Below are 23,934 nucleotides of genomic sequence, written 5' to 3'. Positions count from 1 at the left end.
GGCTCTGTTTAGAGCCTTTCAATGTTTATTGCTATATTGGTTTCTTTAAAAAATCCGGAATATCAAGCGGACTTGGGTCCTTTTTCTTGACGGAAGCAGTATTAAAAATAGCTGAAGTATCAATAGGTTTAGGAGTATTTTCTTTAAGATCCAATTCAAAGCCTGTTGCAATAACAGTAATTTGTAAATCGCCCTGAATTTTATCATCGTGAACCGCACCAAATATGATATTAGCGTTATCCAGCACCGTTTCATTGATAATAGCTGCTGCTTCATGAATTTCATGTAAAGTCATGTCGGCTCCGCCTGTTACATTAATAATAACACCGCTTGCACCATGGATAGAAGTTTCAAGAATCGGAGAATTGATTGCTGATCTTGCTGCTTCAATAGCTCTTCCTTCGCCGTTGCCTCTGCCTATACCCATAATTGCAGAACCTGAAGAAGCCATAACCGCTCTTACATCTGCAAAGTCAATATTTATTAAGCCGGGGATTGTAATAATATCAGAAATACCTTGAACACCTCGTGCAAGAATTTCATCAACCACATAAAACGCTTCTCTGAAACCTGCTTTTTTATCCACGACCGAAAGCAATTTGTTATTAGGAATTGTAATAAGAGAATCAACATTCTCTTGAAGTTTTTCCAACCCTTGCATTGCCTGTGTCATTTTCAGTTTGCCTTCAAAGTTGAACGGTTTTGTTACAACACCGATAGTCAAAGCGCCTAATTCTTTTGCTATTTGAGCAATAATAGGAGTAGCGCCTGTGCCTGTTCCACCACCCATGCCTGCGGTAACAAAAACCATATCAGCGCCGTCAATAGCAGCCATAATCTGGTCTCTGCTTTCATCGGCAGCTTTTTCACCAACCTGAGGTCTTCCGCCAGCACCAAGACCGTTTGTTAATTTAGCGCCTAATTGTACCGTGTTTTGGGCTGATGAAGTTCCTAAAACCTGAGCATCAGTATTCATTGCCCAAAATTCAACTCCGCCTAACCCTTGCGATATCATCCGGTTAACAGCATTGCCGCCGCCGCCGCCAACACCTATAACTTTAATCTTTGCTTGACTTGCCATATGTTCCGACTCCTCAAAATTTGATGGTCCAAAGTTATTACTCACTTAGCTAACCCCTTTTTCACTACTACACTGATTGTTCAATACAACGGTTTTTATCAACCTATTAAGATTATAGAATATCTTTAGTATTAAAACCAACATTATGACCGAAAATAAATCCAAACTCATTATATTAGCAAGATAAACTATCCCTAATGATATAATAGTATTCAAAATAAATTCATTAGTAAAGAGCAAATAGTTAAATTGTTGCAATAACTTTGCATTTGAGCTTGCAATCAAAACATCAAGACACACTAAAACCACTATCATCAATGCTTTAGGGTCTATCAAAGATATATTTAAAGGGCTTAAAAAACCTATTATAACCCCTATTAAAATCCCTGCTGTTATCGATTTAAACATTATTCTCCGCTTCTTAAGTTCCGGGAGCAATTTCTACAGGCTGCTTATCCGAAACCTTCACCTTTAATCCTCTTATACTAAATGATAGCATAAGTGCATCATTTTTTATTCCTTCGGGGTTTAAAGCTTTACCGGCTGCTTTATTTGTAAATGGCGGGACAAGCGGCTTTTGATTGACCAAAACAGTACTCCCTATACAGGAAATACGGCTTGAATTAACTATTCTCTCATTATTTATTGAAATAGCTTCCGCTCCGTTCGCCCATAAAAAATTTACAATTTTTAACAAATCTATGTCATGTACTATATACTGCGATGATGTATTATCTTCATAAGTTTGGTCAGAATCCGCCAACATTATTGTTAATCCTTCCCCTTTAACTTTTTCAATACCAAGCAAAGGCGCTATTTTATTTATCTTTCTCTGTTCTTTTTCTCTTAAAAGCGAATAAAGCTCTTTCTTTAAAAGAATAATCTCAAGCTCCAAAATTTTATTTTTATTTTCAAAGGCAACTATTTGATTATTTAAGGCGCCTTGTCTTGCAACTAAAATCTTGTTTGAAGATGTTTTCTCCAGATAAATTAAGCTTATAACGGCAAAAATTACGGCTAAGAGAATTATAAAAAGCAAACCGGCAAAAAGCTTTTTTGAAGAAGCAAAAGGCTCAAGCTTTTTAAATACGTTAAAGATTGTAATATTATCATCGGTTTTATACATGGCTTTTCAATTTTAAGATTACCTGCTCTGCCTCATAACGGGCAAGTTTATCCGCCTCCAGTATTTCTTCAAACGAAGGAAATCCTATAAAATCAGTATTATCAAGGACTGATTTTGTAATACTTATTATATCACCCAATTTTATTTCATCCCTTAAATAAGCATAAACCGCGGTTTCATTAGCCGCATTTATAACGGCAGGGGCTGTTCCGCCCTGTTTACCCGCTTCATAAGCAAGTTTAAGCGCAGGGAACTTCTCAAAATCAGGCGCAAAAAACTCTAATTTTGCTATATCAATTAAGTTTAAAGAGGATGTCTTAATCCCTTCAACACGTTGCGGATACGTAAGAGCGTATTGGATAGGGATATGCATACTGGGCACGCCCATCTGCGCCAGAACACTTCCGTCCGAAAACTCTACTGCACTATGAATGATGCTTTGCGGATGAATAACAACTTCAATATCATCATAGGATTTGTTAAATAAGTGATGGGCTTCTATAACCTCTAACCCCTTGTTCATTAAAGTCGCAGAATCAACAGTAATTTTGGCCCCCATATTCCAGCGGGGATGTGCCAAAGTTTGGGCTCTGGTTGCACTTTTGGTTTCTTCAACCGATTTATTCAGAAAAGGTCCGCCCGATGCCGTAATAATCAATTTTTTGACATGATTTTGCTCCTGCGTACATTGAAAAATAGCGCTGTGTTCGCTGTCTACCGGGATAATTTGTGCATTATATCCGGCAACCGCTTCCATCACTATATCACCTGCGCTTACAAGCGTTTCTTTATTGGCAAGGGCTACGGTTTTACCTCTTTTAACAGCTTCAAGAGTAGGGATAAGCCCGTCTATGCCTGTTACACAAACCAAAATCGTATCATAATCAGCCTCTTTTGCTATTTTTGCAAGCCCTTCATTTCCATGAAGCACTTCTGTATTCTTATACTTTTGAGCAAGCTCATTAGCGGACTCAGGAGAGCTTACACTCACAACAGCAGGGGTAAACCTCTTAATCTGCTCTTCCAACAGCGCTACCTGTGTGTTAACAGCAAGCGCTGTTACCTCAAACAAATCCCCGAGCTTTTCTATAACTTCAAGAGCTTGTGTACCTATTGAACCTGATGAACCTAAAATTGCTATCTTCTTTTTCATTTTAAATTTCTAAACTCCACACACTTTTATAGTAGAATAAAAACTAATACAAATAAAGACTTAGAAAAAGGAACGCTAAATGATTATAAAAACTTTAAATATGGGAGTATTTCAGGTAAATAACTACATAGTGATGGACGAGACCACAAAAGATGCAGCCCTTATTGACGCAGGAGGGGATTATAAGATGACAATGGCTGCCGTTAAAGAATTAGGCTGCAATTTAAAATACATTCTTAATACACATGCTCATATGGACCACACTGCAGGTGATGAAGAACTGCAAAGAAATCTCGGTATTCCGATTTATATGCACAAAGATGACGGAATAATCATGACCGCCTTTAAAGAAAGCCTGAAAATGTTTGGCATGCCTGAATATGAACCGCCTGAAGACATTACTTTTTTTGAAGACGGTGCAGAATTCAGGTTGGGCAATTTAACTATCAAAGCTGTTCACACCCCCGGACACACCAAAGGCGGAGTATGTTATTTGGTTGAAGATGCTTTGTTTTGCGGTGATACAATATTTTTCGAGTGCGTCGGCAGAACAGACCTTTACGGCGGAGATTACTATCAGCTTGAAGATTCCATAAAAAACAAAATTTACCCGCTTGGTGATGATATAAAGCTTTATCCGGGGCATGGCTGTGCAAGCTCTATAAAACATGAAAAAAAGAATAATCCTTACTTTAAGGCATAATGTTTTTTCTTATAAAAATATGACATATTAGCTTTTTCCCGGGATAAAAGTATATTTTCGGCAAATTCAGCACTGTTTTATTGACTTTTTCAATAAATTCTTGCTTTAATTGTTACATTAGCTGCAAGGAGAAAGTTATGAAATCAAATTTTGTACCTGCACACAGTGTAGAATTAAGCGATAATGAAATAAAAAAAATAGTAAAAGATAACAATGTAAAAGTAATCAAACTGCAATTTACAGACTTGAACGGACAGGTGAAAAATCTTTCCGTACAGGTAAGTCAAATTGATAAACTCTTAAACAACGAAATGATACTCGACGGCTCTTCCATTAAAGGTTTCAGGAGCATAGAAACAGCTGATATGTACCTTTACCCCGACAAAAAAACTTTTACGCTTCTTCCCTGGCTCTCTAAAGAAACAGGGAATGCGGCACGCCTTATCTGCGACATCTATAACGCAGACGCTACACCTTTTGAAGGCTGTCCGAGAGCAAACTTAAAAAGAGTTATAGCAGAGGCGAAAGAATGGGGCTTTGAGATGCAAGTGGGTCCCGAGGCTGAATTTTTCCTCTTTAAAAAAGACGAAAACGGTATGGCTACAACAATAACCAATGATTTTGCAGGCTACTATGATGCGGGTCCTGACGATAAAGGGGAAGAAATTCGGACTAAAATCGTTGACGGGCTTGAAACCATGGGGTTTGAAATTGAAACCAGCCACCATGAAGTAGCAAGAGGACAGCATGAAATAGGTTTTAAACACGCAGACGCCCTGACTACGGCAGATAACCTTGCGACTTTTAAAATGGCGGTAAAAGCTATAGCAGATAAAAACGGGTTGCATGCAACCTTTATGCCAAAACCGCTGGTCGGTATTAACGGCTCCGGAATGCACTGTAATATTTCCTTGTATAACAAAGGCAAAAATGCTTTTTTTGATGAAGACAAACCCAACCATTTAAGCGATATAACTTTCCATGCAATCGGCGGGATTTTAAAACATATAAGGGCGGTAACAGCAATAGCAAACCCTACCGTAAACAGCTATAAAAGGCTTGTCCCGGGGTATGAAGCGCCTGTTTATCTTGCATGGTCTTTAGAAAACAGAAGCGCATTAGTAAGAGTACTTGCAAAAAAAGATGAGGAAACAAGAATAGAATTGCGCTCGCCTGATCCGAGCTGCAACCCCTACCTTGCTTTTGCGGCCATTTTAACAGCCGTAATGGATGGTATAAAGAAAAAACTCACACCGCCCGAAGCTGTGGACAGCAATATTTATAAACTTTCGTTTAAAGAAAGAAAAAGATACAAAATTAATTCTCTTCCCTCCAGCCTTAATGAAGCGCTGGACATTATGGAGCGCAGTACAATTGTACGTTTAGCGTTGGGTGAACATATTTATAATGAATTTATCAGCGCAAAGCGCAGGGAATGGGATTCTTTCAGCACGTATGTTTCGGGGTGGGAACTGGATAGATATCTGGCAAGATACTAGGAGGAAGCTAGGAAGCTAGGCAGCTGGGAAGTTGAGCAGCTGAGAAGTTAGGATTAAGCTTAAGGGATTTAAGCGGTGAAGGGGTTAAGAGTTGCATATTATCTTTCTTGTTAATATTTTTATTTAAAAGTATCATGTTGGTATGGATGAATTTGAACAAGACAAAATGAATACCATAAGTATTTACAGGGAATTATTCTGGAAAGCTGACGAAGAAATCAACAGGCAGTTAAACCTGCTAAAAGATGAGGACTTGTGCAACAGCTGCGCTAACCCCTGTACATTAAAGAATAAAGAATTTTCTCCACGGCAGGTTTTAGCGCAAAACTGCGCCTTAAAAGAGTGGCAGCTTAAATGCCTGGATAAGCTGGAGAATGAAATTTCACGTGATATTTGCCAAAGAATACAGCAAATCGAAGCACATAAACAAAATTATTCCTGCTCTAAATGTGCCACCTGCTGCAAGCTGGCATGCAGTGAATTTTCGCCTCAAGAACTGCAGGAAAAAGCCCGGAATAACGACAATTTTGCTACACAATTCACAAGCATATTTCTTCCTTACAAAACCGAAAAGAAGGCAAGAGAAGCTTATCCTGAGTTCGTTAATCACCTTAAAAAGGAATTAAAAGAGGGAGAAAAGATTTATTTTTATTACTGCCCAAAACTTGGCGAAGATAACCTATGCACGGATTATGCAAATCGTCCGCAAATTTGCCGTGAATTTCCGACTAATCCTCTAATACTACTGCCCAAAAGCTGCGGCTATTACCAATGGAGGGAAGATGTCCACATAAGCGCCTTGATGCTCCATGCGCTGGTTGAAATCGTTAAATTTAATATAGAACAAATCAAAAAAATATTATAAAAAAAGCTGCTTAACAGCAGCTTTAAAAACAAATTATAGTCTTTGTTTAATATCTGTAATGAGCGAAAGCTTTGTTAGCTTCTGCCATTTTATGCGTGTCTTCTTTTTTCTTTACTGATGCGCCTGTATTGTTTGATGCATCAAGAATTTCGTTTGTGAGTTTCTCTATCATAGAGCGACCTGAGCGTTTTTTTGCAGTTTCAATAATCCAGGTAGAACCCAGAGCAACACCTAATTCCGGTCTTACTTCAATAGGAACCTGATAAGTGGAACCGCCAATTCTACGGGCTTTTACCTGCAAAAGAGGGGTTACGTTTTTGATTGCTTTTTCAAAAATTTCTACGGGGTTTTCTTTTGTTTTTTCTTGTACTTTATCCATAGTTGAATAGAAAATCTTTTCAGCTACGCTTTTTTTGCCTCTGCGAACAAGTCTGTTTATAAACTTAGCTACGTCTTTGCTGTTATAAACCGGATCAGGCAGAGGTATTCTTTTTGCTGGTTTGCTTCTTCTTGGCATTTTATCTGTCCTTTATTAATTACTTCTTAGCTTTTTCTTTCTTAGCACCGTATTTACTTCTGGCTTGCGCTCTATTAGCAACACCTGAAGTATCCAAAGTACCTCTGATAATATGATATCTTACACCCGGCAAGTCCTTTACCCTGCCGCCTCTGATTAACACAACGGAGTGTTCTTGAAGGTTATGACCAACTCCGGGGATGTATGAAGAAACTTCAAACCCGTTTGTTAATCTGATTCTTGCTACTTTTCTAAGCGCTGAATTAGGCTTTTTAGGTGTAGTTGTATAAACTCTTGTACAAACCCCTCTTCTTTGAGGACAATTTGCCAAAGCGGGTGATTTTGTTTTTTTCTTGATTTCTGTTCTTTCTTTGCGAACTAATTGATTTAATGTAGGCACATGTACCTCCTTATGCCATTTATGCGTCTTTATAAGTTGAGTTTCGTTTGAAATCATGCCGGCAATACACCTGCATATAGCTTATAATAAACTACACACATAATAAAATGTCAAACGCTTACAAAAAAAGAGGCTGCAAAAATTTGCAGTCCCCTTTTTACTAATTGTTAAATATTTATTGACCGTAAGCTTTTGTTGTTACTTTTTTAAAGCCTAAAATATTTAATGTTTCAATATCATAGTGAGACAGGCTTCTGATTTTGCCGTCTTTCATAGCAGCGGTAATACTTGCATCACCGAGAGCAACTATTCCAAAATAACTTTTAGCGGTAGCAGAGCCAACTTTTGTTGCAACAATAGGGCTTGCTCCGCCGCCCGCTTCTGTTGCTTCTTTGAAAATCAAGCCTATTACACCTTCTGCATTGGCATTCAACGCCATAGTCATAGAAAGGACCGTTCCAAACACTAATGTAGCTAATAACTTTTTCATTTATAACCTCCGTTAAAATATACAAAAGCTATTATATATTACATTCAATTTCTAATCAAATTAAAAATATCTTTACAGGTCGTAAACAGTTCTCTTGCCTGACTTATAGGTATCATATTAGGTCCATCGCAAGGAGCATTGTCAGGGTCAGGATGGACTTCAAAAAACAAAGCATCAGCCCCTGCTGCAACTGCAGCTTTTGCCAATGTCGGTACAAATTGTCTCTCGCCACCTGTACTTACATCGTTACCGCCGGGAAGCTGCACACTGTGCGTGGCATCAAAGACAACCGGATAGCCAAGCCCGCGCATTATTGGTATTGCCCTCATATCAACAACCAGATTACCGTAGCCGAAAGTAGAACCTCTTTCTGTCAAAAGGATTTTGTCATTTCCCGACTGGGTTACTTTTTTAATGCTGTTTTTCATTTGAGAAGGGGCCAAAAATTGACCCTTTTTGATATTAACAACCCTGCCTGTCTTAGCAGCTGCTACCAATAAGTCTGTCTGGCGGCAAAGAAACGCCGGAATTTGCAGTATATCTGCAGCTTCTGCCGCTAAAGATGCCTGCTCTACGCTATGTATATCAGTCAAAACAGGAACGCCAAATTCTTGTTTTACTTTTGCAAGCAATTCCAAACCTTTTTCAAGGCCTATCCCTCTGTAAGAATCTATGGAACTGCGGTTTGCTTTATCAAACGAAGATTTAAACACAAAAGGAATATCAAGTTCCTGCGTGATTTTTTTTAACTCTTCCGCTGTTTTAAGGGTAATTGAAACATCCTCTTCCATTGCACAGGGACCTGCTATAATAACAAGTTTGTCATTGCCGAATACTACATTATCATTAATTTTAACTTTATTAAGCATTATTCTTGCCCTCAAATTTAATCTTCCAAAAATCTACATGAAGCATAGCAAGAAACGGAATTAATTCAAGTCTTCCTACCAGCATGTTACATATATATATAATTTTTGTAACAACATGCAAACCGTTAAAACTCTGCATAGGACCTATACCCATAAATCCTGGACCAATATTGCCTATCGTGGCGGCACTGCCTGTTACACCCAGGACAATATTTTCCTCAATCATGGATGTAATCCCCGATGATAAAATAAAAATTACAAAATAAAACATAACGAAACCGACAATCTGTCTTAAAACATCCGCAGGGATTACCATATTGCCTATTTTCAAAGGCAATACCGCTCTCGGGTGAAGAATCTGGGTAATTTCTCTTATTAAGTATTTTATAATAATTAAAACCCTCACAACTTTTATACCGCCGCCTGCGCTGCCTGCACTGCCCCCTATAAACATCATTGCAAAAATCAATACTTTTGAAGCATTTGCCCATAAATCAAAATCAGCCGATGCAAATCCTGTTGAAGTAATAATTGATATAATCTGAAACATTGCATCTCTTATCGCATCACTAAAACCGAAATGATTGTGATACATGAGCGTAAAAGCTAAAAAGCACGAAAAGACCAAAAAGATTTTAGTATAAAATTTGAACTCTTCATTGGTTATCAAAGCCTTAAACTGACCTTGAAAAAACACTCTGTACTGCAAAGCAAAGTTACAGCCCGACAAAAACATAAAAAATGTAATAACCCAAATAACCTCATTATTATTATACCCCATTATACTCGAAGGGTTGGGGGAAAACCCGCCTGCGGAAATAGTTGCAAGTGAATTACAAATACTGTCAAACCATGGCATACCGGCTATTTTCAAACAAATTATCTCCGCAACGGTTAGAATAGCATAGACCATCCATAACAAACTTGCTGTTTGTCTTATTCTCGGAGTAATTTTTTCTTCCGTAGGACCGGGAACTTCTGCAAAGAACATTTGCCGTCCTGCTACCGCAAATTGCGGTAAAACAGCTATAAACAAGATTATAATACCCATACCGCCAAGCCATTGGCTCATTGCTCGCCAAAAGAACACTGTTTTGGGATATGAAAAATTGGTCAGAATTGTAGCACCTGTGGTGGTAATCCCTGACACTGCCTCAAATAAGGCATTGATAAGAGAAAATCCGTAAAACAGATAAGGTATAGCGGCTATACAGGAAACCATTACCCAGGTCAAAGATACAATTAAAAGCGCTTCTTTTTTATTTAAGTCGTTAAAATTGTTCCTTGCACCCGATATAGCTGCAAAAAACCTGCCTGTTACTATTGAAACAATAGAAGCTGAAATAAAAGGAAGGATAGAAGAATAATCACAATAATACAATGCAACCAAAATTGGGGTAAGCGCTAATAACCCAAACCCTGTCAAAACTATTGCTAAAGCTGATAATATATAATCGGGTCTCATCGTTTAATAAATTCTTTTATTTTCAATACACTGTCTGATTTTGTAAATATAATCATACTGTCTCCTTCTCTGAGCATCGTATCACCTTTGGGGATAATAATACGTTTTCCCCTCTTGATAATACCAATAATAGCCCTCGTAGGAAAATGAATATCTTTGACAAGTTTATCTTCTATTTTCTCTGACACTTCAAGCTCAAGAATTTCCGCTTTTCCCTGCTCTACAGTAGCAATAATGTGAGTAGATTTATCAACAATTTTATTTTTTATCTCATCTAAGGTAGCAGCCTTAGGAGAAAGCGCAACATCAACCCCGACTTTTTCAAAAAGCGCAATTATATTTTCGTTGCCTACTCTTGTTATTATTCTTTTTACACCAAGTTGTTTTGTAATTAACGAACATAGCAGATTCTTCTCATCATTATTGGTAACGTTAACCACCACGGCACTCTCCGCTACTTCCTCCGCCAAAAGCTTAATATCGGTACCGTCTGCATGCAAAACCAAAGTATTTTGCAATTTTTCAGATAAAATCTCACATCTTTCAAAATCCCTCTCTATAATTTTTGTCCTGATGCCTACGCTCTCAAGTTTTTGCGCAAGCATAAAGCCTACGTTGCCGCCGCCTATGATTGCAACGGAATCTACCCTGCTTTGCTTATCAAAGAAATAATTTCTTGAAAGGATATTTAATGCATGTTCCGTTCCCATAAAAATAGCTTTATCATTCAATAACAGCTTAGTAGCACCGTCGGGAATAAACAGCTCTTCATCTCTTGTTATGCCGACAATGATAGTATCTTCGGGGAATGAACAATTTTTTAGCTCTTTGTTAATAATAGGGGTATCTTTTTTTATACGATATTCAAAAAGCCTTGCCTTACCGCCCTCAAAATATTCCACATCTATCGCTTCAGGTACGGTTATTATTCTAAAAATCTCTTGTACCAAAAGCTCTTCCGGCCAAATAACATAATCAATCCCTATTTCTTCAAGGTATGAGCCGTTATTTTTAGAATTAAAACTTTTAAAATACTCAAACTTACTCACAAACGCAACTGTTATAATCCCTGAAACTTTTTTGGCAGTCCATGCTGCTACTATATTAGCTTCATCCGTTTTACCGCATGCGATAAATAATTTTGCGCTTTTTACCCCTGCCATCTCTAAAACCTGAAGGTTAGCGCCGTTACCCTCAATAAAAGTAATATCAAGATTGTCAAACTCCTGACGAAGTTCATCATTATCATCAATTACGGTAACATCATTTTTATCCTGGAGAGCAGCGGCCAACAAATAACTTGTTTCATTTGCTCCGCTTATTATTATTTTCATAAAATTCCCATTATTTCATTACATATACCCAAATTATTATATCAACATCAAGCATATTTTTATTATCCTGAAACGGAACTATTCGCATAGCCTTTACAGAACATAGATAATTATATGAATAAAGTGTTGTTAAAAAATTCTTTAAAGAAACATAAGTGGAATCAAGCTTTAATTTCAATTCAACAACCCCTACGCTGACAGGCACCGTCATCTCGTTAACAGCAGCAGGATTAGGGGTATAAGAAATATTTATTATATTATTATTGTTCTTTTCAAGCATACTGATTACATTGGTAACTAAATCTATAGAAGAGCTTTCTACGGGTAAATTACTTAACGGTGATTTATATACTTCTACAGGAACAGTCTCCGTCTTTTTTTCCACAAGTTTTTCTTCTCTTCTTTTTGCATCAAGTTTTTGTTGATAGCTCTCAAGCTGAACTTCGGATTCTTTGGTTTTTTCAAGCAAATCAATAAAATCACGCCATTTAGGCACAACAAGCAAAATTGAAGAATATACCACAATTATAATTGCCATTATAATAATAACCATTGATTTAATATTTTTAGCAGATGTAAGAAAATTAATTATTTCCATTAGTTAGTATCCTGTTTAGGTAATGTTGTCGGCGGAGGCGGCAATTCTGAGTCTGAAGGTGCAGGGGCCGGCTTAGCAGGATTAACCTTTTTAGAGCCGGAAATATCAGCCGCATTAGGGTCAGTGCCTGCTTGAGTTTGAGCAGTGCCGGCTGCAGCCGGCACTGCGTTAAATAATGAATAAACAGGCTGCCCCAAGACAAATTCATAAACTTTTTCCACCTGCGGTGAAACGGAATAATCCTGGGTGTTATAGGTAGTATCCGCCACTTTTAGCGAACTTATCTTTAAATCGTTAAATCTTCCGAGACGCTTTAAACTGTCATAGTAATTCAAAACATCATCCATTGTATAAGCTGACCCTTTCATATAAAGAGCCAAAGAATCACCCATTTCGAACTCTTCAATCCATAGCATTGCCGGGATTTCTTCCCCTATAGCGTTATAGGATTTTGACATATCTTTATTATTAGTATAAGTATTTTGCAAAAATTCCTCAAGACTTATACCTCTTGCCTGAGGCTTATTTTCTAAGGATTTTTCTATAATTCCGACTTTTTCCACTACATCTTCATATGCTTTATTTTGGGCGCTTTCAAGCATATAACCGAGTCCGTATAAAACACCTACAAATAAAACTATTAAAACTACAAGAATAATCGAAATAGTTTCAAGCAGCTTGGAGGTAAGTTCTACATCTCTTCCCATTATGTTAATAAGAATAGAATCGGTACTCAACTCTACTACGGTATCAACAAAATTAAACCTGAAAGAATCAGGATGCTCCGCCCATAATGATATACCTACTATTTCGGGTGAAATTTTTTGAGCTTTTGATTGTACAACATTAAATCCTACTTCAACAATCGGTTTCTTTGTAAATTTGTTATCTTCTATATAAGACATAACAACGTCGGAGTTGACAGAAGACATAAGAATTTCAGCTGAAACATCATCAGACTGGCTCACTATAACCATTTGGTCCGCGGGATAATTCACTAAAGAAAGATTAAGAGAATCTGCAATAACCTGATAAACTTCATCTTCATTAAAAGATTTGACAGCAAGAGGCTCTTCAAAGATTTCAATAAGATTAGAACCTGACATAGCAAGAATATTGTAGCTATTTGGAGTTATTAAAACAACATTCCATTTTCTGTTCTCATCTACAATCAAACGTTCTATTTTATTACTTGCTATAATACCGCGCAGCATCGAAGAATAATTCGAATCAACAGCAAGTATTTTTATACCCACTCCTTCAAGAACACTGACTATTTGTGCCAATTGTTCCGACTGAATAGCCGTATAACATAAAAAAGCATTGTCAGGATTTTCGGTAGGAATTCTATAATAGCTTATGGAAGGGTCATACTTCTTAAATATGTAGTTTTTTTCAACCTCTGCGGTTAAAGAAAGTTTAATAGAGTCATCTTCCAAAGAAGCCGGAAATACCTGATGGCTGGTAATTACAGTAGGAATGGATAAATATACGGAAGAATTAAGGCTGAAACCCAGCTCTAAAAAAGCTTTTTTTAGAGCGGATTCAAAGTCGGCAAAATTTTCTATTTGCTTGGAAAAGCTGTTGTATTGAATCGGAACGCTTGTATAATTAATAATTTTATGAGTTTGTTTTTCAATTTCAGCAATTTCAACAACAGATTTAGGAGAAATATTAATCGAAACCAATTTCTTCTTATGCTGCAAATTATCCAATATTTGTTTTATATCAAAATCCATAAGTTTTTAATCCATTACGTATTGTACCCAAGCAGCTTAGCTAAATCATCGGGTCTTGAAGTTACCATCATAGCATCTTCGTAGGCAATCAATTTTCTGTCGTACAAATTCTTCAACGAAGCTTCTAAAGTAATCATACCATGTTGCGCTCCTGTTTGAATGGAACTGTACATTTGGATAGTTTTGCTTTCTCTTATGAGGTTGGCAATAGCGGGAGTAACAATCATAATTTCCTGAGCCAAAATCCTGCCATCCTGCCTGCCTTCAGGCGTTCTTTTAGGTAAAAGTGTCTGAGCAAGCACCGCTACCAAGCTTGTTGATAATTGAACTCTGATTTGCTGCTGCTGCCCTGGAGGAAAAGCGTCTACAATTCTGTCTATTGTTTGAATAGCGCTTGAAGTATGCAGAGTTCCGAACACAAGGTGTCCTGTTTCAGCCGCCGTTATAGCCAGCTGGATAGTTTCCAAATCTCTCATTTCACCGATTAGTATAACGTCAGGGTCTTCTCTTAATGAGGCTCTCAGGGCATTTGCAAACGTTTTTGTATCAGCGCCGAGCTCTCTTTGGTGGACTAAAGCCTTTTTGGAATTATGCACAAATTCTATAGGATCTTCAATTGTAAGAATATGGCAGGCATGGCTGGTATTAATGGAATCAATCATTGCCGCCAGGGTTGTAGATTTACCGCTTCCGGTAGGACCTGTTACAAGAATCAGGCCTCTTGGCTTTCTCGTTAAGTCTTTCACAATTGTAGGCAGCCCCAGTTGTTCTATAGTAGGTGTAACAGAAGCTACGGTTCTTAATGCTGCCGCGTAGGTACCTCTTTCTTTGTAAATATTCACCCTGAATCTGCCCAAGCCGAATATCCCATAGCTGCAATCAAGTTCCAAATGCTGTTCCAGGTAACGTCTTTGCTCTGCAGTTAACATAGAAAAAACCAACTGTTCTACATCTTGTGCCGTTAAATCAGGCAATTCCGTTTTTAATAATTCTCCATGTACCCTTATTATAGGCGGTAAACCCACTGACAAATGCAAATCGCTTGCATTATTATCAATTACTAATTCCAACAACTCATCAATAACCATCTAAAGAAATGCTCTCCTTGATTTTTATTCAATTACAATATTAACAAATAAAATTAAAATTAAAAATATGTTAAGCTTTATTTAATTTTACTGTATAATCCATTATAATGATTACATTCAATGGATGATTTTATGAAAAATATTTCTAACGCTTATTCATTGGCAGAAGTTTTGCTCGCCCTTACCGTACTTGGAATACTTATGGTACTGACTTTGCCTTCTCTTCTTCTTACTTATGAAAAACAAATTTACCTCTCAGGCGTAAGAGATGTTATGAATGAGGGGAACAAAGCGTTCGCGGCATTTGCATTAAAAGACGGCGCAAGTGGAAAATTATCCGCCACAAATCTTTTTGCTAATAATCCGCTTGTTGCAGGAAACGGGCTGGCGAAAGTTTATAAAACGGTCAAAGAATGTTCCGGTGCAGCGGGTGATTGCTGGTCAAAAAATCCAAAAACAAACATAGGCACTGTAGATTTTAACGCCGAAAACAGCTACAAGTTTATGGACGTAAAAGGCAAAACTTATTCTATAACTTCTTATGGTACCAACTGCCAAACGTTAGTTGCAACAAATGAGAATGCCATAAAATATCAAAAATTTGCCAAAGGCTGCGGCACATTCATAGTTGACCTGGACGGCGCTAGAGGACCTAATACCTACGGCAGAGATGTTTTTGGGTTTATAATACTGGATAATTATCCTGCATATTTGTATCCCATGGGCGGAAAATTTGATAATATAAACGGTCATTGGCAAGCAGCAGGAACCTGCGAGAGAGGCGGTGCAAATCATAGCCTTACATGTACGGGCAGGATTGTTGAAGACGGCTGGCGTATTAATTATTACTAAAAGGAGATAATATGTTTGAAATAAAAATAGAAGACCATTTCTCTGCTGCGCATCACCTTCTAAACTACGAGGGAGAATGCGAAAGACAACATGGGCATAATTGGAAAGTAGAAGTTTACGCTCAAGGTGAAAATCTTGATAAATCAGGTATCTTGATAGATTTCAAAGTGTTAAAAAAAGCGTTAAAAGAAACTCTGGCAGAATTTGACCACAAAGACCTGAACGAGCTTGAAGAATTTAAAGACAAAAGCCCAAGCAGTGAAAGAATAGCAAGGGTTATATATTACAGATTAAAAGAAAATTTTTATACCATCACAAAAGTTTCCGTATGGGAAACAGAAAGAGCCTGTGCCTCGTATTTTGAAGAATAGAAAAGGATAGATAATGAATATTTTATTTGTTTCGGCAGAAGTATCTCCGTTTGCAAAAGTAGGCGGATTAGCGGATGTGGCGGGAAGCCTGCCTAAGTACATTAAAAACCTCGGGCATGAAATCAAAGTGGTAATGCCCGCATACGGCTGCATAGATTATCAAAAATACGGAATTGAATACGTGAATTTTCCGCCATTGACAGTACAGATGGGCAGCAGCGATATCGGATTCGGCGTTATGAAAGGCAAGCTGCCGAATAGCGATGTTGAAATATACTTTTTGGCAAATGACGGCTACTTCGGAAATTTCAACTACATTTACCCGCAGTGGGTTTCTAACAGGTTTGAGCATGAACGCTATGCTGTTTTTTCAAAGGCTGTGCTTGAATTCACAATGCTGATGGATTTTAAAGCAGACATAATACACTGCAACGACTGGCATACGGCTACAATACCCATGCATCTCAAAGAAAGTTTTAAATATTCGGGCTTCCATGGCGGTATGAAATCTATATTCACGATACACAACCTTGCTTATCAAGGGCGTTATTCAAAAGATATTGTAGACTTTATCGGATTTCCTGCTGATTGGGCATGGCGTTTTGATATGCTTGAATGCTGCAAGGAAGTAAATATGATGAAGGGAGCTTTAAAGTTTGCAGACAAAATCACAACCGTATCACCGACTTATGCGTTTGAAATCCAAAGGGGCGAATACGGCGAAGGGTTAGAACAGGTTTTATATGATGAAAAATATAAAACCTGCGGTATTTTAAACGGCATAGACTACAATGAGTGGAATCCGGCGACAGATAAGAAAATCTTTGCAAATTACAGCAAAGATGATTTATCTGGCAAATTAAAATGCAAACTTGAATTGCAAAAAAAATACGGACTGGAAGTGAACGAAAGTATTCCGCTTATAGGTATAGTATCACGCCTCGTAAACCAAAAGGGATTAGACTTAATTGCAGCTATTGCGCATGAATTCAAACAAATGAATGCACAAATGATAGTATTAGGTTCGGGCGAAGGATGGTATGAAGATATGTTCAGACATTTGGGACTAAATAGCCGTAACATAAGAGATTTTATAGGTTATAACGCCACAGAAGCAGAATATATTTATTCGGGAGCCGATATGTTTTTAATGCCGAGCCGTTTTGAACCTTGCGGAATAAGCCAGCTTATAGCGATGGCTTTTGGCACTGTTCCGATTGTGCGTGAAACAGGCGGGCTTGTTGATACTGTTCAAAATTATAACAATGAAACTCAAGAGGGTACAGGGTTTAAATTTTGGAATTATGACGCCAACGGGCTTTTAGATACCATAAAGTGGGCTTGTGATGTATTTAAAGACAAAAAAGCCTGGCAAGAACTTGTTCGAAGGGATATGGAACAAGACTTCAGCTGGAATCTAAGTGCGCAAAAGTATATCTGGCTTTATGAAGATGTATTAAAGATATAACCGGCAAATTATTTTTTTACAGACTTAATAGAAATAATTGTATAATCAGCTTAGTAATCAGGAGTAATGTTATGAAATTACAAAATATTAACCACCAACAGTCTTTTGGCAGAGTGAGAACAATCCCCAAAACCGAAGATATGGAAAAAAATTGTTTCAGGTCAGGTACAATTAATTCAGTACTTGCTATTAAAAAGTACAAAGATGCATTTGACAGGGTAACCCCAAACAGTATCATAGATTTATCCGTTTCCAAAAAAATCTGCAAAGAGGGCTTGGGGCTTGCACCTTCGTTTGTGCCGATATTAAAAATAAAAGCAACCCCGAGAAATATAGACGGCAAAATAGTAAAAAAAGAAATTCCCACTTACGCTATAAGCAATCCTATGGAGCTATTGCAAGTATTTATGAAAATGAACGACGAAACACAAGTAATTAACTAGTAGTCTTCATTATTATTGTAATCGTCATCTTCATTAAGAGAAGCTAAATCATCCTGATAATCCGTATCAAAATCAGACGGTAAGTTATCGGCATCAGGCCAAATAGTAAATTTATCAAAAGTACACTTGTTCAAATTCAGCGACAGACTTAAATCGCTATCACTTAAATCAGATTCGGAAAAATCAGCTCCGCTCATATCAGCATCTGTAAAATCACAGGAATAAATTTGAGCGTTATTAAACTTGGTACCGTTTAAAACAGCGCCGTTGAATGCAACAGTAGTAAGGTGTGCCCGTGCAAAAGTTGCGCTTGATAGGTCTGTCCCTTCAAAGTTAACATTATCAAGCGTAGTTTCAGAAAAATCAGACCCGGATAAATCATGCCCGTAAAAAGAAACTCCTGACAATTCCATGCCCGATAAATCGCTTTCGGTTAAATCTTCAACATTGTTTTTAATTTCTGCGTTAAATTCATCAAATTTACCTTGTTTTAATAACTCAATAATATTTTCTGTCATAAACCAAATCCTTATTTAATAATATTCATTTGCATAGCAAGCAAAATAGCCTGGGTACGGTTTGAAACATTTAATTTTTTAAAGATATTATTCATATGAGTTTTTACCGTAACTTCTCTTATAAACAACTTTTTGGAAATATCCATGTTGTTTGCACCTTTTGCCACTAATTCAAGAACCTCTTTTTCCCTTGTTGTAAGGGGCGCAACGGGTTCATCGGTAGAAAATGCCAAATCCAAAGCCTTATCGGACTTTCTCTTTTCTTTGATTTTAGAGCGTCTTAAAATTGCTTCAATTCTGGCAAGAAAATTAGGTAAAGAAAACGGCTTAACAATATAATCATCAGCCCCGAATTTCAAACCCGAAACCTGTTTTTGCTCTGCGTCAACCGCAGTCAGCATAATTACAGGTAATTCTTCAAGATATTCTTTACTTCTGATAACCTTTAAAACCTCAAAACCATCCATGTTCGGCATCATGACATCCAAAACAACCAAATCAAAATGCTGGTTGGAATTAGTTAACATTTGCACAGCCTGAATACCGTCATAAGCAACCTGTACTTCATAGCCGTACATTGGCAAAGTATCTGCCAGATACTTAGGATGATCATCTACTACTAAAATTTTTGCAAGTGAGTCTACCATGCTTTTTCCTAAAATTTATTTACCTCATATTATAACAGTACTTTTTATTTTTTGAAAAGCAAATAATATTAACCTGATTTCCATTATTTAATAATTATTATATAATAAACGAAATAGTCAGATTATGCATGAGAGGAAATTATGTACCACAAAAATCTTTTATTATTGATGGAAAACAAAACAGATGACTTTGAAAACCGTATAGCGTTAGGAATGAAATCACATTTGGGCTGGAAAGAGCTTACTTTCAGAGGCCTTGGGATTTTATCAAGAAGACTTGCCAATCATTTAATTAAAATAGGTATCAACAAAGGCGATAAGGTTGCAATTTTATCGGAATCCATGCCTGAATGGGGCGCAACACTCTTTGCCTCTGTCTTGGCCGGTGCAACAGTAGTTCCTCTTGATATAAAACTTACTATTTATGAATTGCAATCAATTCTTGCCGATTGTCAGCCTAAATTACTCCTTGTTTCAAACGCTTTTCTGGAAACAGCTGTTGAACTGAAAAAAGAAATACCATCAATAGAAGATATAATTGTGCTGGACGGCAGCAGCGCAATGACAGAATACGCATCTATGTATAATATTGAAAATAACACTGAAGGCAAATGGCGGCACAGAGCGCCCAATAAAACCGCTCTTATTATTTATACGTCGGGAACAACAGGAAGCCCTAAAGGGGTAGAAATTTCTTTTAAAAATGTTTTAGCTCAAATTGACTCCATCAGTAAGTGTTTTGATTTTGGTGAAAATGACCAGCTGCTTTCTATTTTACCTATGAATCACTTATTTGAATTAACTGTAGGGTTCTTGTCATTCTTAAATTGGGGAACATCTATTTACTATTCAAAAAGTTTGAAACCAAAAGATTTATTCTCAATTATCAGAGATAAAAAAGTTACATTTATGATTGTGGTACCTGCTTTTTTAAAGCTGCTTAAAACCGGCATAGAAACAGAGGTCAATCAACTCTCGCCCGTGAGAAAGGCTATGTTTAAATTCTTCTACAGCATAGCGGATTATCTTCCTTTATGGACAAGAAAATTGTTATTCAAAAAAATACATGACAAGTTCGGCGGCAAATTCAAAGGCTGTATTGCAGGCGGTGCGCCATTAGACTTAGATGTAGGTATTTTCTTTAAAAGAATAGGTATGCTTGTGTACCAAGGTTACGGGCTATCTGAAGCAAGTCCTGTTGTGGCAACAGAAAGAGCATCAGTAAGCAAATTCCGCTCAGTAGGCAGGGCTCTACCTAACGTAAAAGTAAAAACAGACCCTGAAACAGGAGAATTGCTTGTAAAAGGCGATAATGTAATGAAGGGTTATTATAATCAGCCTGAACTGACGAAAGAAGTATTTACCGAAGACGGCTGGTTAAAAACCGGTGATATCGCCAAAATAGACAAAGAAGGTTTTGTCTTTATCACAGGCAGAATAAAAAGCATGATTGTATTAAGCGGCGGTAAAAAAGTATTCCCTGAAGAAGTAGAATCTGTACTTGAAAAATCACCTATGTTTGAAGAAGTTTGCGTATTTGGCGGCAGACGCACGGGCGGACAAAAAAACAGTACGGAAGACGTATGCGTTGCAATACTACCTAAGCAGGAAATAGCGGAAAGCGCACAAAATGAGCAGGAACTTGAAAATATTATAAAAGCCGAAGTAAAGAAACTTTCCCAAAGGCTTGCCGCTTACAAAAGACCTGTTAATATTATAACGGCAGATGCTCCTATGCCAAGAACCGCTACAAGAAAAATTAAACGCAATGAGGTAAAAAAACTGCTCTTAGGTTAAACTTTGCAACAAGAACGCAATATTTAATTCAAATTTTTCCTTATTAATATTATAATAAGAGTAGTATAAAGTGTATTGGAATAAAAATGCTTGGTGAAAAACAAGATAATAAAATAAAAGAAATAGAAAATGAAATCATTTCTCTTGAAAAAAAAGGAGACATCACCAATGCTATAAATATCTGTAAAAATGCACTGAATGAAGACCCTACCAATTCAAAACTCCATATAAAATTAGGGGATTTATACATTGAGAAGCACCAGGATATTTACAACATAAAACAGTACGCCGATGAAGCTATTACAGAATACCAAAGAGCATTAGAATCGAATACCGATGCCGATGTAATTCACTATAAAATGGGGCTGGCTTTCCTGTGCAAAGGCGAGTTGGACAAGGCGCTTTCTCATTTTAACTATGCGATTAATTACAGCCCGACTTATGCCGATGCGTATTTTATGGCAGCAAAAACCTTTTATAAAAAAGATAATATGCAAGAATGCATCAAAAATGCCTATACGGCTTTACACTATGAGAAACTGAGAACCTCGAAAATAAATTTTCTTCTGGCTGATGTTCTTAGTATTATAAATCCGCCTTCCTTAAAAAACAGTTTAAAAATTTGGTGGAGAAAAACATTGGCTGTATTAGGAATACCGTTTGATTCTTTTGTACTACACAATATATTTACAAAAATCAAAAATATGATAGAATTCTTACCTATATATACAAAAGGCTGGTATTTTGAAGAAACAGGCACAAAAGATAAAGCAATAGAATTGTATCAGGAAAAAATAGAGGAAGCGCCGGGTTGGATTCCTTTATACATTTTGTTAGGAGATGTATACAAATCAATAGGCAAATATGAAGAAGCCATAAACGAATACAGGATGGCGATTTGGATAGACCCCATAAATATTCCGGCATATCAATCCATGTGCCAGCTGTACGAAGAAATAGGAGATTATGACAAAGCGGTTCAAAGTTATAAAAAACTTATCAGAATACAACCGCGTAACCCCGTCTTATACAGTCATATTGCTAATATTCTTTATTTAAAAGGTGAAATTGATGAATCCATAAAATATTACCACTATGCTATAAATTTAAACCCCAGCAAAGACTGGACAAGTGTTGTATCTCAGACTTTAGGTTATGTTCTTCATGAATCGGTTAAAAATTATGATGCGGCAATAAGCGCATATCAAAGTGCATACCAATTAAATCCTAATGATATTGATACTTACATAAGCCTTGGAAGCGCATTCTACGACAAAGGTGATTACGATAACGCCAAGGTGGTTTATAATCTTGCGCTTGAACTTTATCCTGAAAACTCAAGAATACACTGTAATCTGGGTTATCTGCTCTGGGGCAGGGATGAAATCGACGAAGCTATCAAAGAATACGAGCTTGCTATAGCATACGACAATAACTATGACATCGCTTATAATAACCTTGGCGTACTGTATTTAGACAATTTAGGCAAGGTGAAAGATGCTATTGATTGTTTTGAGCTGGCTGTCGCTTCCAACCCGAACTATGCCCTTGCTTATTATAATCTTGGAAGAGCAATGGTTGTAAGAGGGGATAAAATTGAAGCGGCAAGACTCTATCAGGTTGCGCTTGATATAAATAAAATAACCAACGAGCTTGATGCGCAGGAAATTACCGAAAGATTAAACGACCTGTTTGAATAAATTATTTTTTACGTGCCACAATCAAAATAGGGTTATAAGTTAAAAATATCCCTTTTGTATCTAAGTTTTCATAATCCTTAACAAATTTTTCAAGCTTTGATTTAGTCCACAATCCTTTTATTAAAGAATTAGTGCCAATTTGTTTAATATATTTGAGAACGTCAAGCACCTCTTTAAACTCAAGCTTTTCTTCCCATTCCATAGTATCAAGAATATCAAAGTTCTCCGACAATATACTGCATATTTCGTCCTTTGGCTTATAGTTTAAAGACAAACCCAATGTATCTTTAATTTCCTTAAAATTAGCAACCCCAAAAGTGGAAAATGCTAAATATCCGCTGTTTTTTAGACAAATATGAAAACTTCTCAATGTTTCAGCCAAGTCGTCAAACCACTGAAAAGTAGCATTAGACATAATTAAATCAAACTTTTTATTGATGTTAAAATTCTGTGCATCTTCGTAAAAAAATAATATTTCGTCGCTGATTTTTCTAACATGCTCCTCGCAGTCCGCTATTAAATCATTAGCAATAAATTCTTTGAAGTTAAAATTATTAACAATCTCTTTGGTTAAAAGCCCCGTCCCCGAACCGATTTCCATTATTTTATCAAAATCAGATTGATGATTTTTCAACATATCAGTAAGTAATCTTGCCATACGTGCCTGAACGAAAGCACTATCTTCATAAGTAGCAAAACCTTTCTTAAATCTGCTTTCTATTAAATGTCTTTCTGCCATAAAAACCCCTTAGTTACCGCACAATCATAAAACGTTTTAATTTTTTTTACAAGCCAAATATTTTCATAAAGGCAATTTTTTTTAACAAAAATTTTTTATATATATACAAGGAAAAGGATGGATAAAAGCATGGGTAGCAATTTATTTCAACCAAATTCAGCAATCTTCAATAACCAACTGTTGCAGGAAAATTTAAATAATCCTCTCAGCCCTTATTATGTAGGAAATGCTATGGGTGCAGGTTATGGCAATTACGGCTATAACACTAACTTCCTTGGCGGAACAAGGTTAGCAACACCTCCAAGTGTGGATACATACGGCGCTGTTAACAGAGCTGTTGAAAAACGCAGTAAATTGGAAATGTTTTTAATAGGCGGCGCTGTCGCCGTAACGGCATTCTTGCTCAGACATAAAATTCCTCTTATAGGTCCGCTCCTAAAGAAAATTAAATTATAAAAAAAGCCTCCTTAAA

At 36.9% G+C, this 23,934-nt stretch carries 26 protein-coding genes; 10 read left to right on the top strand and 16 right to left on the bottom strand.

Features of this window, described 5'->3' with window-relative positions; all coding sequences use genetic code 11:
- Nucleotides 1-31: 31 nt before the first annotated feature.
- The 4 genes from ftsZ to PHX18_07845 are packed head-to-tail and all read right to left on the bottom strand — an operon-like array spanning nucleotide 32 to nucleotide 3,360.
- Nucleotides 32-1,126, bottom strand: coding sequence for a cell division protein FtsZ (gene ftsZ / locus PHX18_07860; GenBank protein ID MDD3594526.1), 1,095 nt, complete (start codon nucleotides 1,124-1,126; stop codon nucleotides 32-34).
- Entirely contained in the window at nucleotides 1,127-1,489 is a 363-nt protein-coding gene (locus tag PHX18_07855; GenBank protein ID MDD3594525.1) for a DUF1290 domain-containing protein, read from the bottom strand. It lies immediately after the preceding gene.
- Between the two features lie 13 nt (nucleotides 1,490-1,502).
- A complete protein-coding gene (locus PHX18_07850; protein ID MDD3594524.1) occupies nucleotides 1,503-2,207 on the bottom strand; it encodes a DUF881 domain-containing protein in 705 nt (234 codons plus the stop codon).
- On the bottom strand, nucleotides 2,200-3,360 hold the full coding sequence (locus PHX18_07845) for a 1-deoxy-D-xylulose-5-phosphate reductoisomerase (GenBank protein MDD3594523.1): 1,161 nt from the start codon (nucleotides 3,358-3,360) through the stop codon (nucleotides 2,200-2,202). Before PHX18_07845 ends, PHX18_07850 begins: the two co-directional genes overlap by 8 nt.
- Before the next feature lie 79 nt (nucleotides 3,361-3,439).
- Here PHX18_07845 and PHX18_07840 point away from each other — a divergent pair, with 79 nt between their 5' ends.
- The 3 genes from PHX18_07840 to PHX18_07830 all read left to right on the top strand — a co-directional run bounded on the left by PHX18_07840 (nucleotide 3,440) and on the right by PHX18_07830 (nucleotide 6,427).
- On the top strand, nucleotides 3,440-4,063 hold the full coding sequence (locus PHX18_07840) for an MBL fold metallo-hydrolase (protein MDD3594522.1): 624 nt from the start codon (nucleotides 3,440-3,442) through the stop codon (nucleotides 4,061-4,063).
- 137 nt (nucleotides 4,064-4,200) lie between these two features.
- Nucleotides 4,201-5,562: a type I glutamate--ammonia ligase gene (glnA, locus tag PHX18_07835; protein ID MDD3594521.1), complete on the top strand. Its 1,362-nt coding sequence runs from the start codon at nucleotides 4,201-4,203 to the stop codon at nucleotides 5,560-5,562.
- A gap of 142 nt (nucleotides 5,563-5,704) precedes the next feature.
- Nucleotides 5,705-6,427, top strand: a complete 723-nt coding sequence (locus PHX18_07830) for a YkgJ family cysteine cluster protein (GenBank protein MDD3594520.1) — start codon at nucleotides 5,705-5,707, stop codon at nucleotides 6,425-6,427.
- Between the two features lie 46 nt (nucleotides 6,428-6,473).
- Here the strand turns inward: PHX18_07830 and rpsG are convergent, their stop codons facing one another.
- From rpsG to PHX18_07785, 9 genes are all read right to left on the bottom strand, one after another.
- Complete coding sequence (gene rpsG / locus PHX18_07825; GenBank protein MDD3594519.1) at nucleotides 6,474-6,944, bottom strand: 30S ribosomal protein S7; 471 nt, start codon at nucleotides 6,942-6,944, stop codon at nucleotides 6,474-6,476.
- 19 nt (nucleotides 6,945-6,963) lie between these two features.
- The gene (gene rpsL / locus PHX18_07820) at nucleotides 6,964-7,344 is read right to left on the bottom strand and encodes a 30S ribosomal protein S12 (GenBank protein MDD3594518.1); all 381 of its coding nucleotides are present in this window, start codon (nucleotides 7,342-7,344) and stop codon (nucleotides 6,964-6,966) included.
- Between the two features lie 175 nt (nucleotides 7,345-7,519).
- Nucleotides 7,520-7,834, bottom strand: coding sequence for a TRL domain-containing protein (locus PHX18_07815; GenBank protein MDD3594517.1), 315 nt, complete (start codon nucleotides 7,832-7,834; stop codon nucleotides 7,520-7,522).
- 44 nt (nucleotides 7,835-7,878) lie between these two features.
- On the bottom strand, nucleotides 7,879-8,703 hold the full coding sequence (gene kdsA / locus PHX18_07810; protein ID MDD3594516.1) for a 3-deoxy-8-phosphooctulonate synthase: 825 nt from the start codon (nucleotides 8,701-8,703) through the stop codon (nucleotides 7,879-7,881).
- A complete protein-coding gene (locus PHX18_07805; protein MDD3594515.1) occupies nucleotides 8,696-10,168 on the bottom strand; it encodes a TrkH family potassium uptake protein in 1,473 nt (490 codons plus the stop codon). Before PHX18_07805 ends, kdsA begins: the two co-directional genes overlap by 8 nt.
- A complete protein-coding gene (trkA, locus tag PHX18_07800) occupies nucleotides 10,165-11,502 on the bottom strand; it encodes a Trk system potassium transporter TrkA (GenBank protein MDD3594514.1) in 1,338 nt (445 codons plus the stop codon). The genes PHX18_07805 and trkA overlap by 4 nt, the downstream gene beginning before the upstream one ends.
- Nucleotides 11,503-11,512: 10 nt before the next feature.
- Nucleotides 11,513-12,100, bottom strand: coding sequence for a hypothetical protein (locus tag PHX18_07795; protein MDD3594513.1), 588 nt, complete (start codon nucleotides 12,098-12,100; stop codon nucleotides 11,513-11,515).
- Nucleotides 12,100-13,839 carry a hypothetical protein gene (locus PHX18_07790; GenBank protein MDD3594512.1) on the bottom strand — a complete coding sequence of 580 codons (1,740 nt, stop codon included), beginning with the start codon at nucleotides 13,837-13,839 and terminating at the stop codon, nucleotides 12,100-12,102. The genes PHX18_07795 and PHX18_07790 overlap by 1 nt, the downstream gene beginning before the upstream one ends.
- Nucleotides 13,840-13,853: 14 nt before the next feature.
- Nucleotides 13,854-14,927, bottom strand: a complete 1,074-nt coding sequence (locus PHX18_07785; protein ID MDD3594511.1) for a type IV pilus twitching motility protein PilT — start codon at nucleotides 14,925-14,927, stop codon at nucleotides 13,854-13,856.
- Nucleotides 14,928-15,047: 120 nt separating this feature from the next.
- Between PHX18_07785 and PHX18_07780 the strand changes: the two genes are divergently transcribed.
- From PHX18_07780 to PHX18_07765, 4 genes are all read left to right on the top strand, one after another.
- Nucleotides 15,048-15,779 (top strand): type II secretion system protein, encoded by a 732-nt coding sequence (locus tag PHX18_07780; protein ID MDD3594510.1) that lies wholly within the window; start codon nucleotides 15,048-15,050, stop codon nucleotides 15,777-15,779.
- 11 nt (nucleotides 15,780-15,790) lie between these two features.
- On the top strand, nucleotides 15,791-16,150 hold the full coding sequence (gene queD / locus PHX18_07775; protein MDD3594509.1) for a 6-carboxytetrahydropterin synthase QueD: 360 nt from the start codon (nucleotides 15,791-15,793) through the stop codon (nucleotides 16,148-16,150).
- A 13-nt stretch (nucleotides 16,151-16,163) separates the two neighbouring features.
- Nucleotides 16,164-17,618, top strand: coding sequence for a glycogen synthase (locus PHX18_07770; protein ID MDD3594508.1), 1,455 nt, complete (start codon nucleotides 16,164-16,166; stop codon nucleotides 17,616-17,618).
- 71 nt (nucleotides 17,619-17,689) lie between these two features.
- Entirely contained in the window at nucleotides 17,690-18,061 is a 372-nt protein-coding gene (locus tag PHX18_07765; GenBank protein MDD3594507.1) for a hypothetical protein, read from the top strand.
- Here the strand turns inward: PHX18_07765 and PHX18_07760 are convergent.
- On the bottom strand, nucleotides 18,058-18,579 hold the full coding sequence (locus PHX18_07760; GenBank protein MDD3594506.1) for a pentapeptide repeat-containing protein: 522 nt from the start codon (nucleotides 18,577-18,579) through the stop codon (nucleotides 18,058-18,060). The two genes, PHX18_07765 and PHX18_07760, sit on opposite strands and share 4 nt — an antisense overlap.
- 11 nt (nucleotides 18,580-18,590) lie before the next feature.
- Nucleotides 18,591-19,226, bottom strand: a complete 636-nt coding sequence (locus PHX18_07755; GenBank protein ID MDD3594505.1) for a response regulator transcription factor — start codon at nucleotides 19,224-19,226, stop codon at nucleotides 18,591-18,593.
- A 168-nt stretch (nucleotides 19,227-19,394) separates the two neighbouring features.
- Here PHX18_07755 and PHX18_07750 point away from each other — a divergent pair, with 168 nt between their 5' ends.
- Together PHX18_07750 and PHX18_07745 are read left to right on the top strand one after the other, a co-directional pair.
- Nucleotides 19,395-21,023 carry an AMP-binding protein gene (locus PHX18_07750; GenBank protein MDD3594504.1) on the top strand — a complete coding sequence of 543 codons (1,629 nt, stop codon included), beginning with the start codon at nucleotides 19,395-19,397 and terminating at the stop codon, nucleotides 21,021-21,023.
- 86 nt (nucleotides 21,024-21,109) lie between these two features.
- On the top strand, nucleotides 21,110-22,723 hold the full coding sequence (locus PHX18_07745; protein MDD3594503.1) for a tetratricopeptide repeat protein: 1,614 nt from the start codon (nucleotides 21,110-21,112) through the stop codon (nucleotides 22,721-22,723).
- A gap of 1 nt (nucleotide 22,724) precedes the next feature.
- Here the strand turns inward: PHX18_07745 and bioC are convergent, their stop codons facing one another.
- On the bottom strand, nucleotides 22,725-23,462 hold the full coding sequence (bioC, locus tag PHX18_07740) for a malonyl-ACP O-methyltransferase BioC (protein ID MDD3594502.1): 738 nt from the start codon (nucleotides 23,460-23,462) through the stop codon (nucleotides 22,725-22,727).
- Nucleotides 23,463-23,591: 129 nt separating this feature from the next.
- Here bioC and PHX18_07735 point away from each other — a divergent pair, with 129 nt between their 5' ends.
- Nucleotides 23,592-23,918, top strand: coding sequence for a hypothetical protein (locus PHX18_07735; protein ID MDD3594501.1), 327 nt, complete (start codon nucleotides 23,592-23,594; stop codon nucleotides 23,916-23,918).
- Nucleotides 23,919-23,934: the final 16 nt, after the last annotated feature.

The organism is Candidatus Gastranaerophilales bacterium (assembly GCA_028696075.1).
In the GTDB taxonomy this organism is placed as follows: Bacteria; Cyanobacteriota; Vampirovibrionia; order Gastranaerophilales; family JAILCC01; genus JAQVHS01.
This window is presented reverse-complemented; position numbering and strand designations above follow the sequence as displayed.

What these genes read in the sequence shown, in the direction of transcription:
- PHX18_07855 (MDD3594525.1), bottom strand. Translation starts at nt 1,489, where the DNA reads ATGTTTAAATCGATAACAGCAGGGATTTTAATAGGGGTTATAATAGGT.
- PHX18_07850 (MDD3594524.1), bottom strand. Translation starts at nt 2,207, where the DNA reads ATGTATAAAACCGATGATAATATTACAATCTTTAACGTATTTAAAAAG.
- PHX18_07845 (MDD3594523.1), bottom strand. Translation starts at nt 3,360, where the DNA reads ATGAAAAAGAAGATAGCAATTTTAGGTTCATCAGGTTCAATAGGTACA.
- PHX18_07840 (MDD3594522.1), top strand. Translation starts at nt 3,440, where the DNA reads ATGATTATAAAAACTTTAAATATGGGAGTATTTCAGGTAAATAACTAC.
- glnA (MDD3594521.1), top strand. Translation starts at nt 4,201, where the DNA reads ATGAAATCAAATTTTGTACCTGCACACAGTGTAGAATTAAGCGATAAT.
- PHX18_07830 (MDD3594520.1), top strand. Translation starts at nt 5,705, where the DNA reads ATGGATGAATTTGAACAAGACAAAATGAATACCATAAGTATTTACAGG.
- rpsG (MDD3594519.1), bottom strand. Translation starts at nt 6,944, where the DNA reads ATGCCAAGAAGAAGCAAACCAGCAAAAAGAATACCTCTGCCTGATCCG.
- PHX18_07815 (MDD3594517.1), bottom strand. Translation starts at nt 7,834, where the DNA reads ATGAAAAAGTTATTAGCTACATTAGTGTTTGGAACGGTCCTTTCTATG.
- kdsA (MDD3594516.1), bottom strand. Translation starts at nt 8,703, where the DNA reads ATGCTTAATAAAGTTAAAATTAATGATAATGTAGTATTCGGCAATGAC.
- PHX18_07805 (MDD3594515.1), bottom strand. Translation starts at nt 10,168, where the DNA reads ATGAGACCCGATTATATATTATCAGCTTTAGCAATAGTTTTGACAGGG.
- trkA (MDD3594514.1), bottom strand. Translation starts at nt 11,502, where the DNA reads ATGAAAATAATAATAAGCGGAGCAAATGAAACAAGTTATTTGTTGGCC.
- PHX18_07795 (MDD3594513.1), bottom strand. Translation starts at nt 12,100, where the DNA reads ATGGAAATAATTAATTTTCTTACATCTGCTAAAAATATTAAATCAATG.
- PHX18_07790 (MDD3594512.1), bottom strand. Translation starts at nt 13,839, where the DNA reads ATGGATTTTGATATAAAACAAATATTGGATAATTTGCAGCATAAGAAG.
- PHX18_07785 (MDD3594511.1), bottom strand. Translation starts at nt 14,927, where the DNA reads ATGGTTATTGATGAGTTGTTGGAATTAGTAATTGATAATAATGCAAGC.
- PHX18_07780 (MDD3594510.1), top strand. Translation starts at nt 15,048, where the DNA reads ATGGATGATTTTATGAAAAATATTTCTAACGCTTATTCATTGGCAGAA.
- queD (MDD3594509.1), top strand. Translation starts at nt 15,791, where the DNA reads ATGTTTGAAATAAAAATAGAAGACCATTTCTCTGCTGCGCATCACCTT.
- PHX18_07770 (MDD3594508.1), top strand. Translation starts at nt 16,164, where the DNA reads ATGAATATTTTATTTGTTTCGGCAGAAGTATCTCCGTTTGCAAAAGTA.
- PHX18_07765 (MDD3594507.1), top strand. Translation starts at nt 17,690, where the DNA reads ATGAAATTACAAAATATTAACCACCAACAGTCTTTTGGCAGAGTGAGA.
- PHX18_07760 (MDD3594506.1), bottom strand. Translation starts at nt 18,579, where the DNA reads ATGACAGAAAATATTATTGAGTTATTAAAACAAGGTAAATTTGATGAA.
- PHX18_07755 (MDD3594505.1), bottom strand. Translation starts at nt 19,226, where the DNA reads ATGGTAGACTCACTTGCAAAAATTTTAGTAGTAGATGATCATCCTAAG.
- PHX18_07750 (MDD3594504.1), top strand. Translation starts at nt 19,395, where the DNA reads ATGGAAAACAAAACAGATGACTTTGAAAACCGTATAGCGTTAGGAATG.
- PHX18_07745 (MDD3594503.1), top strand. Translation starts at nt 21,110, where the DNA reads ATGCTTGGTGAAAAACAAGATAATAAAATAAAAGAAATAGAAAATGAA.
- bioC (MDD3594502.1), bottom strand. Translation starts at nt 23,462, where the DNA reads ATGGCAGAAAGACATTTAATAGAAAGCAGATTTAAGAAAGGTTTTGCT.
- PHX18_07735 (MDD3594501.1), top strand. Translation starts at nt 23,592, where the DNA reads ATGGGTAGCAATTTATTTCAACCAAATTCAGCAATCTTCAATAACCAA.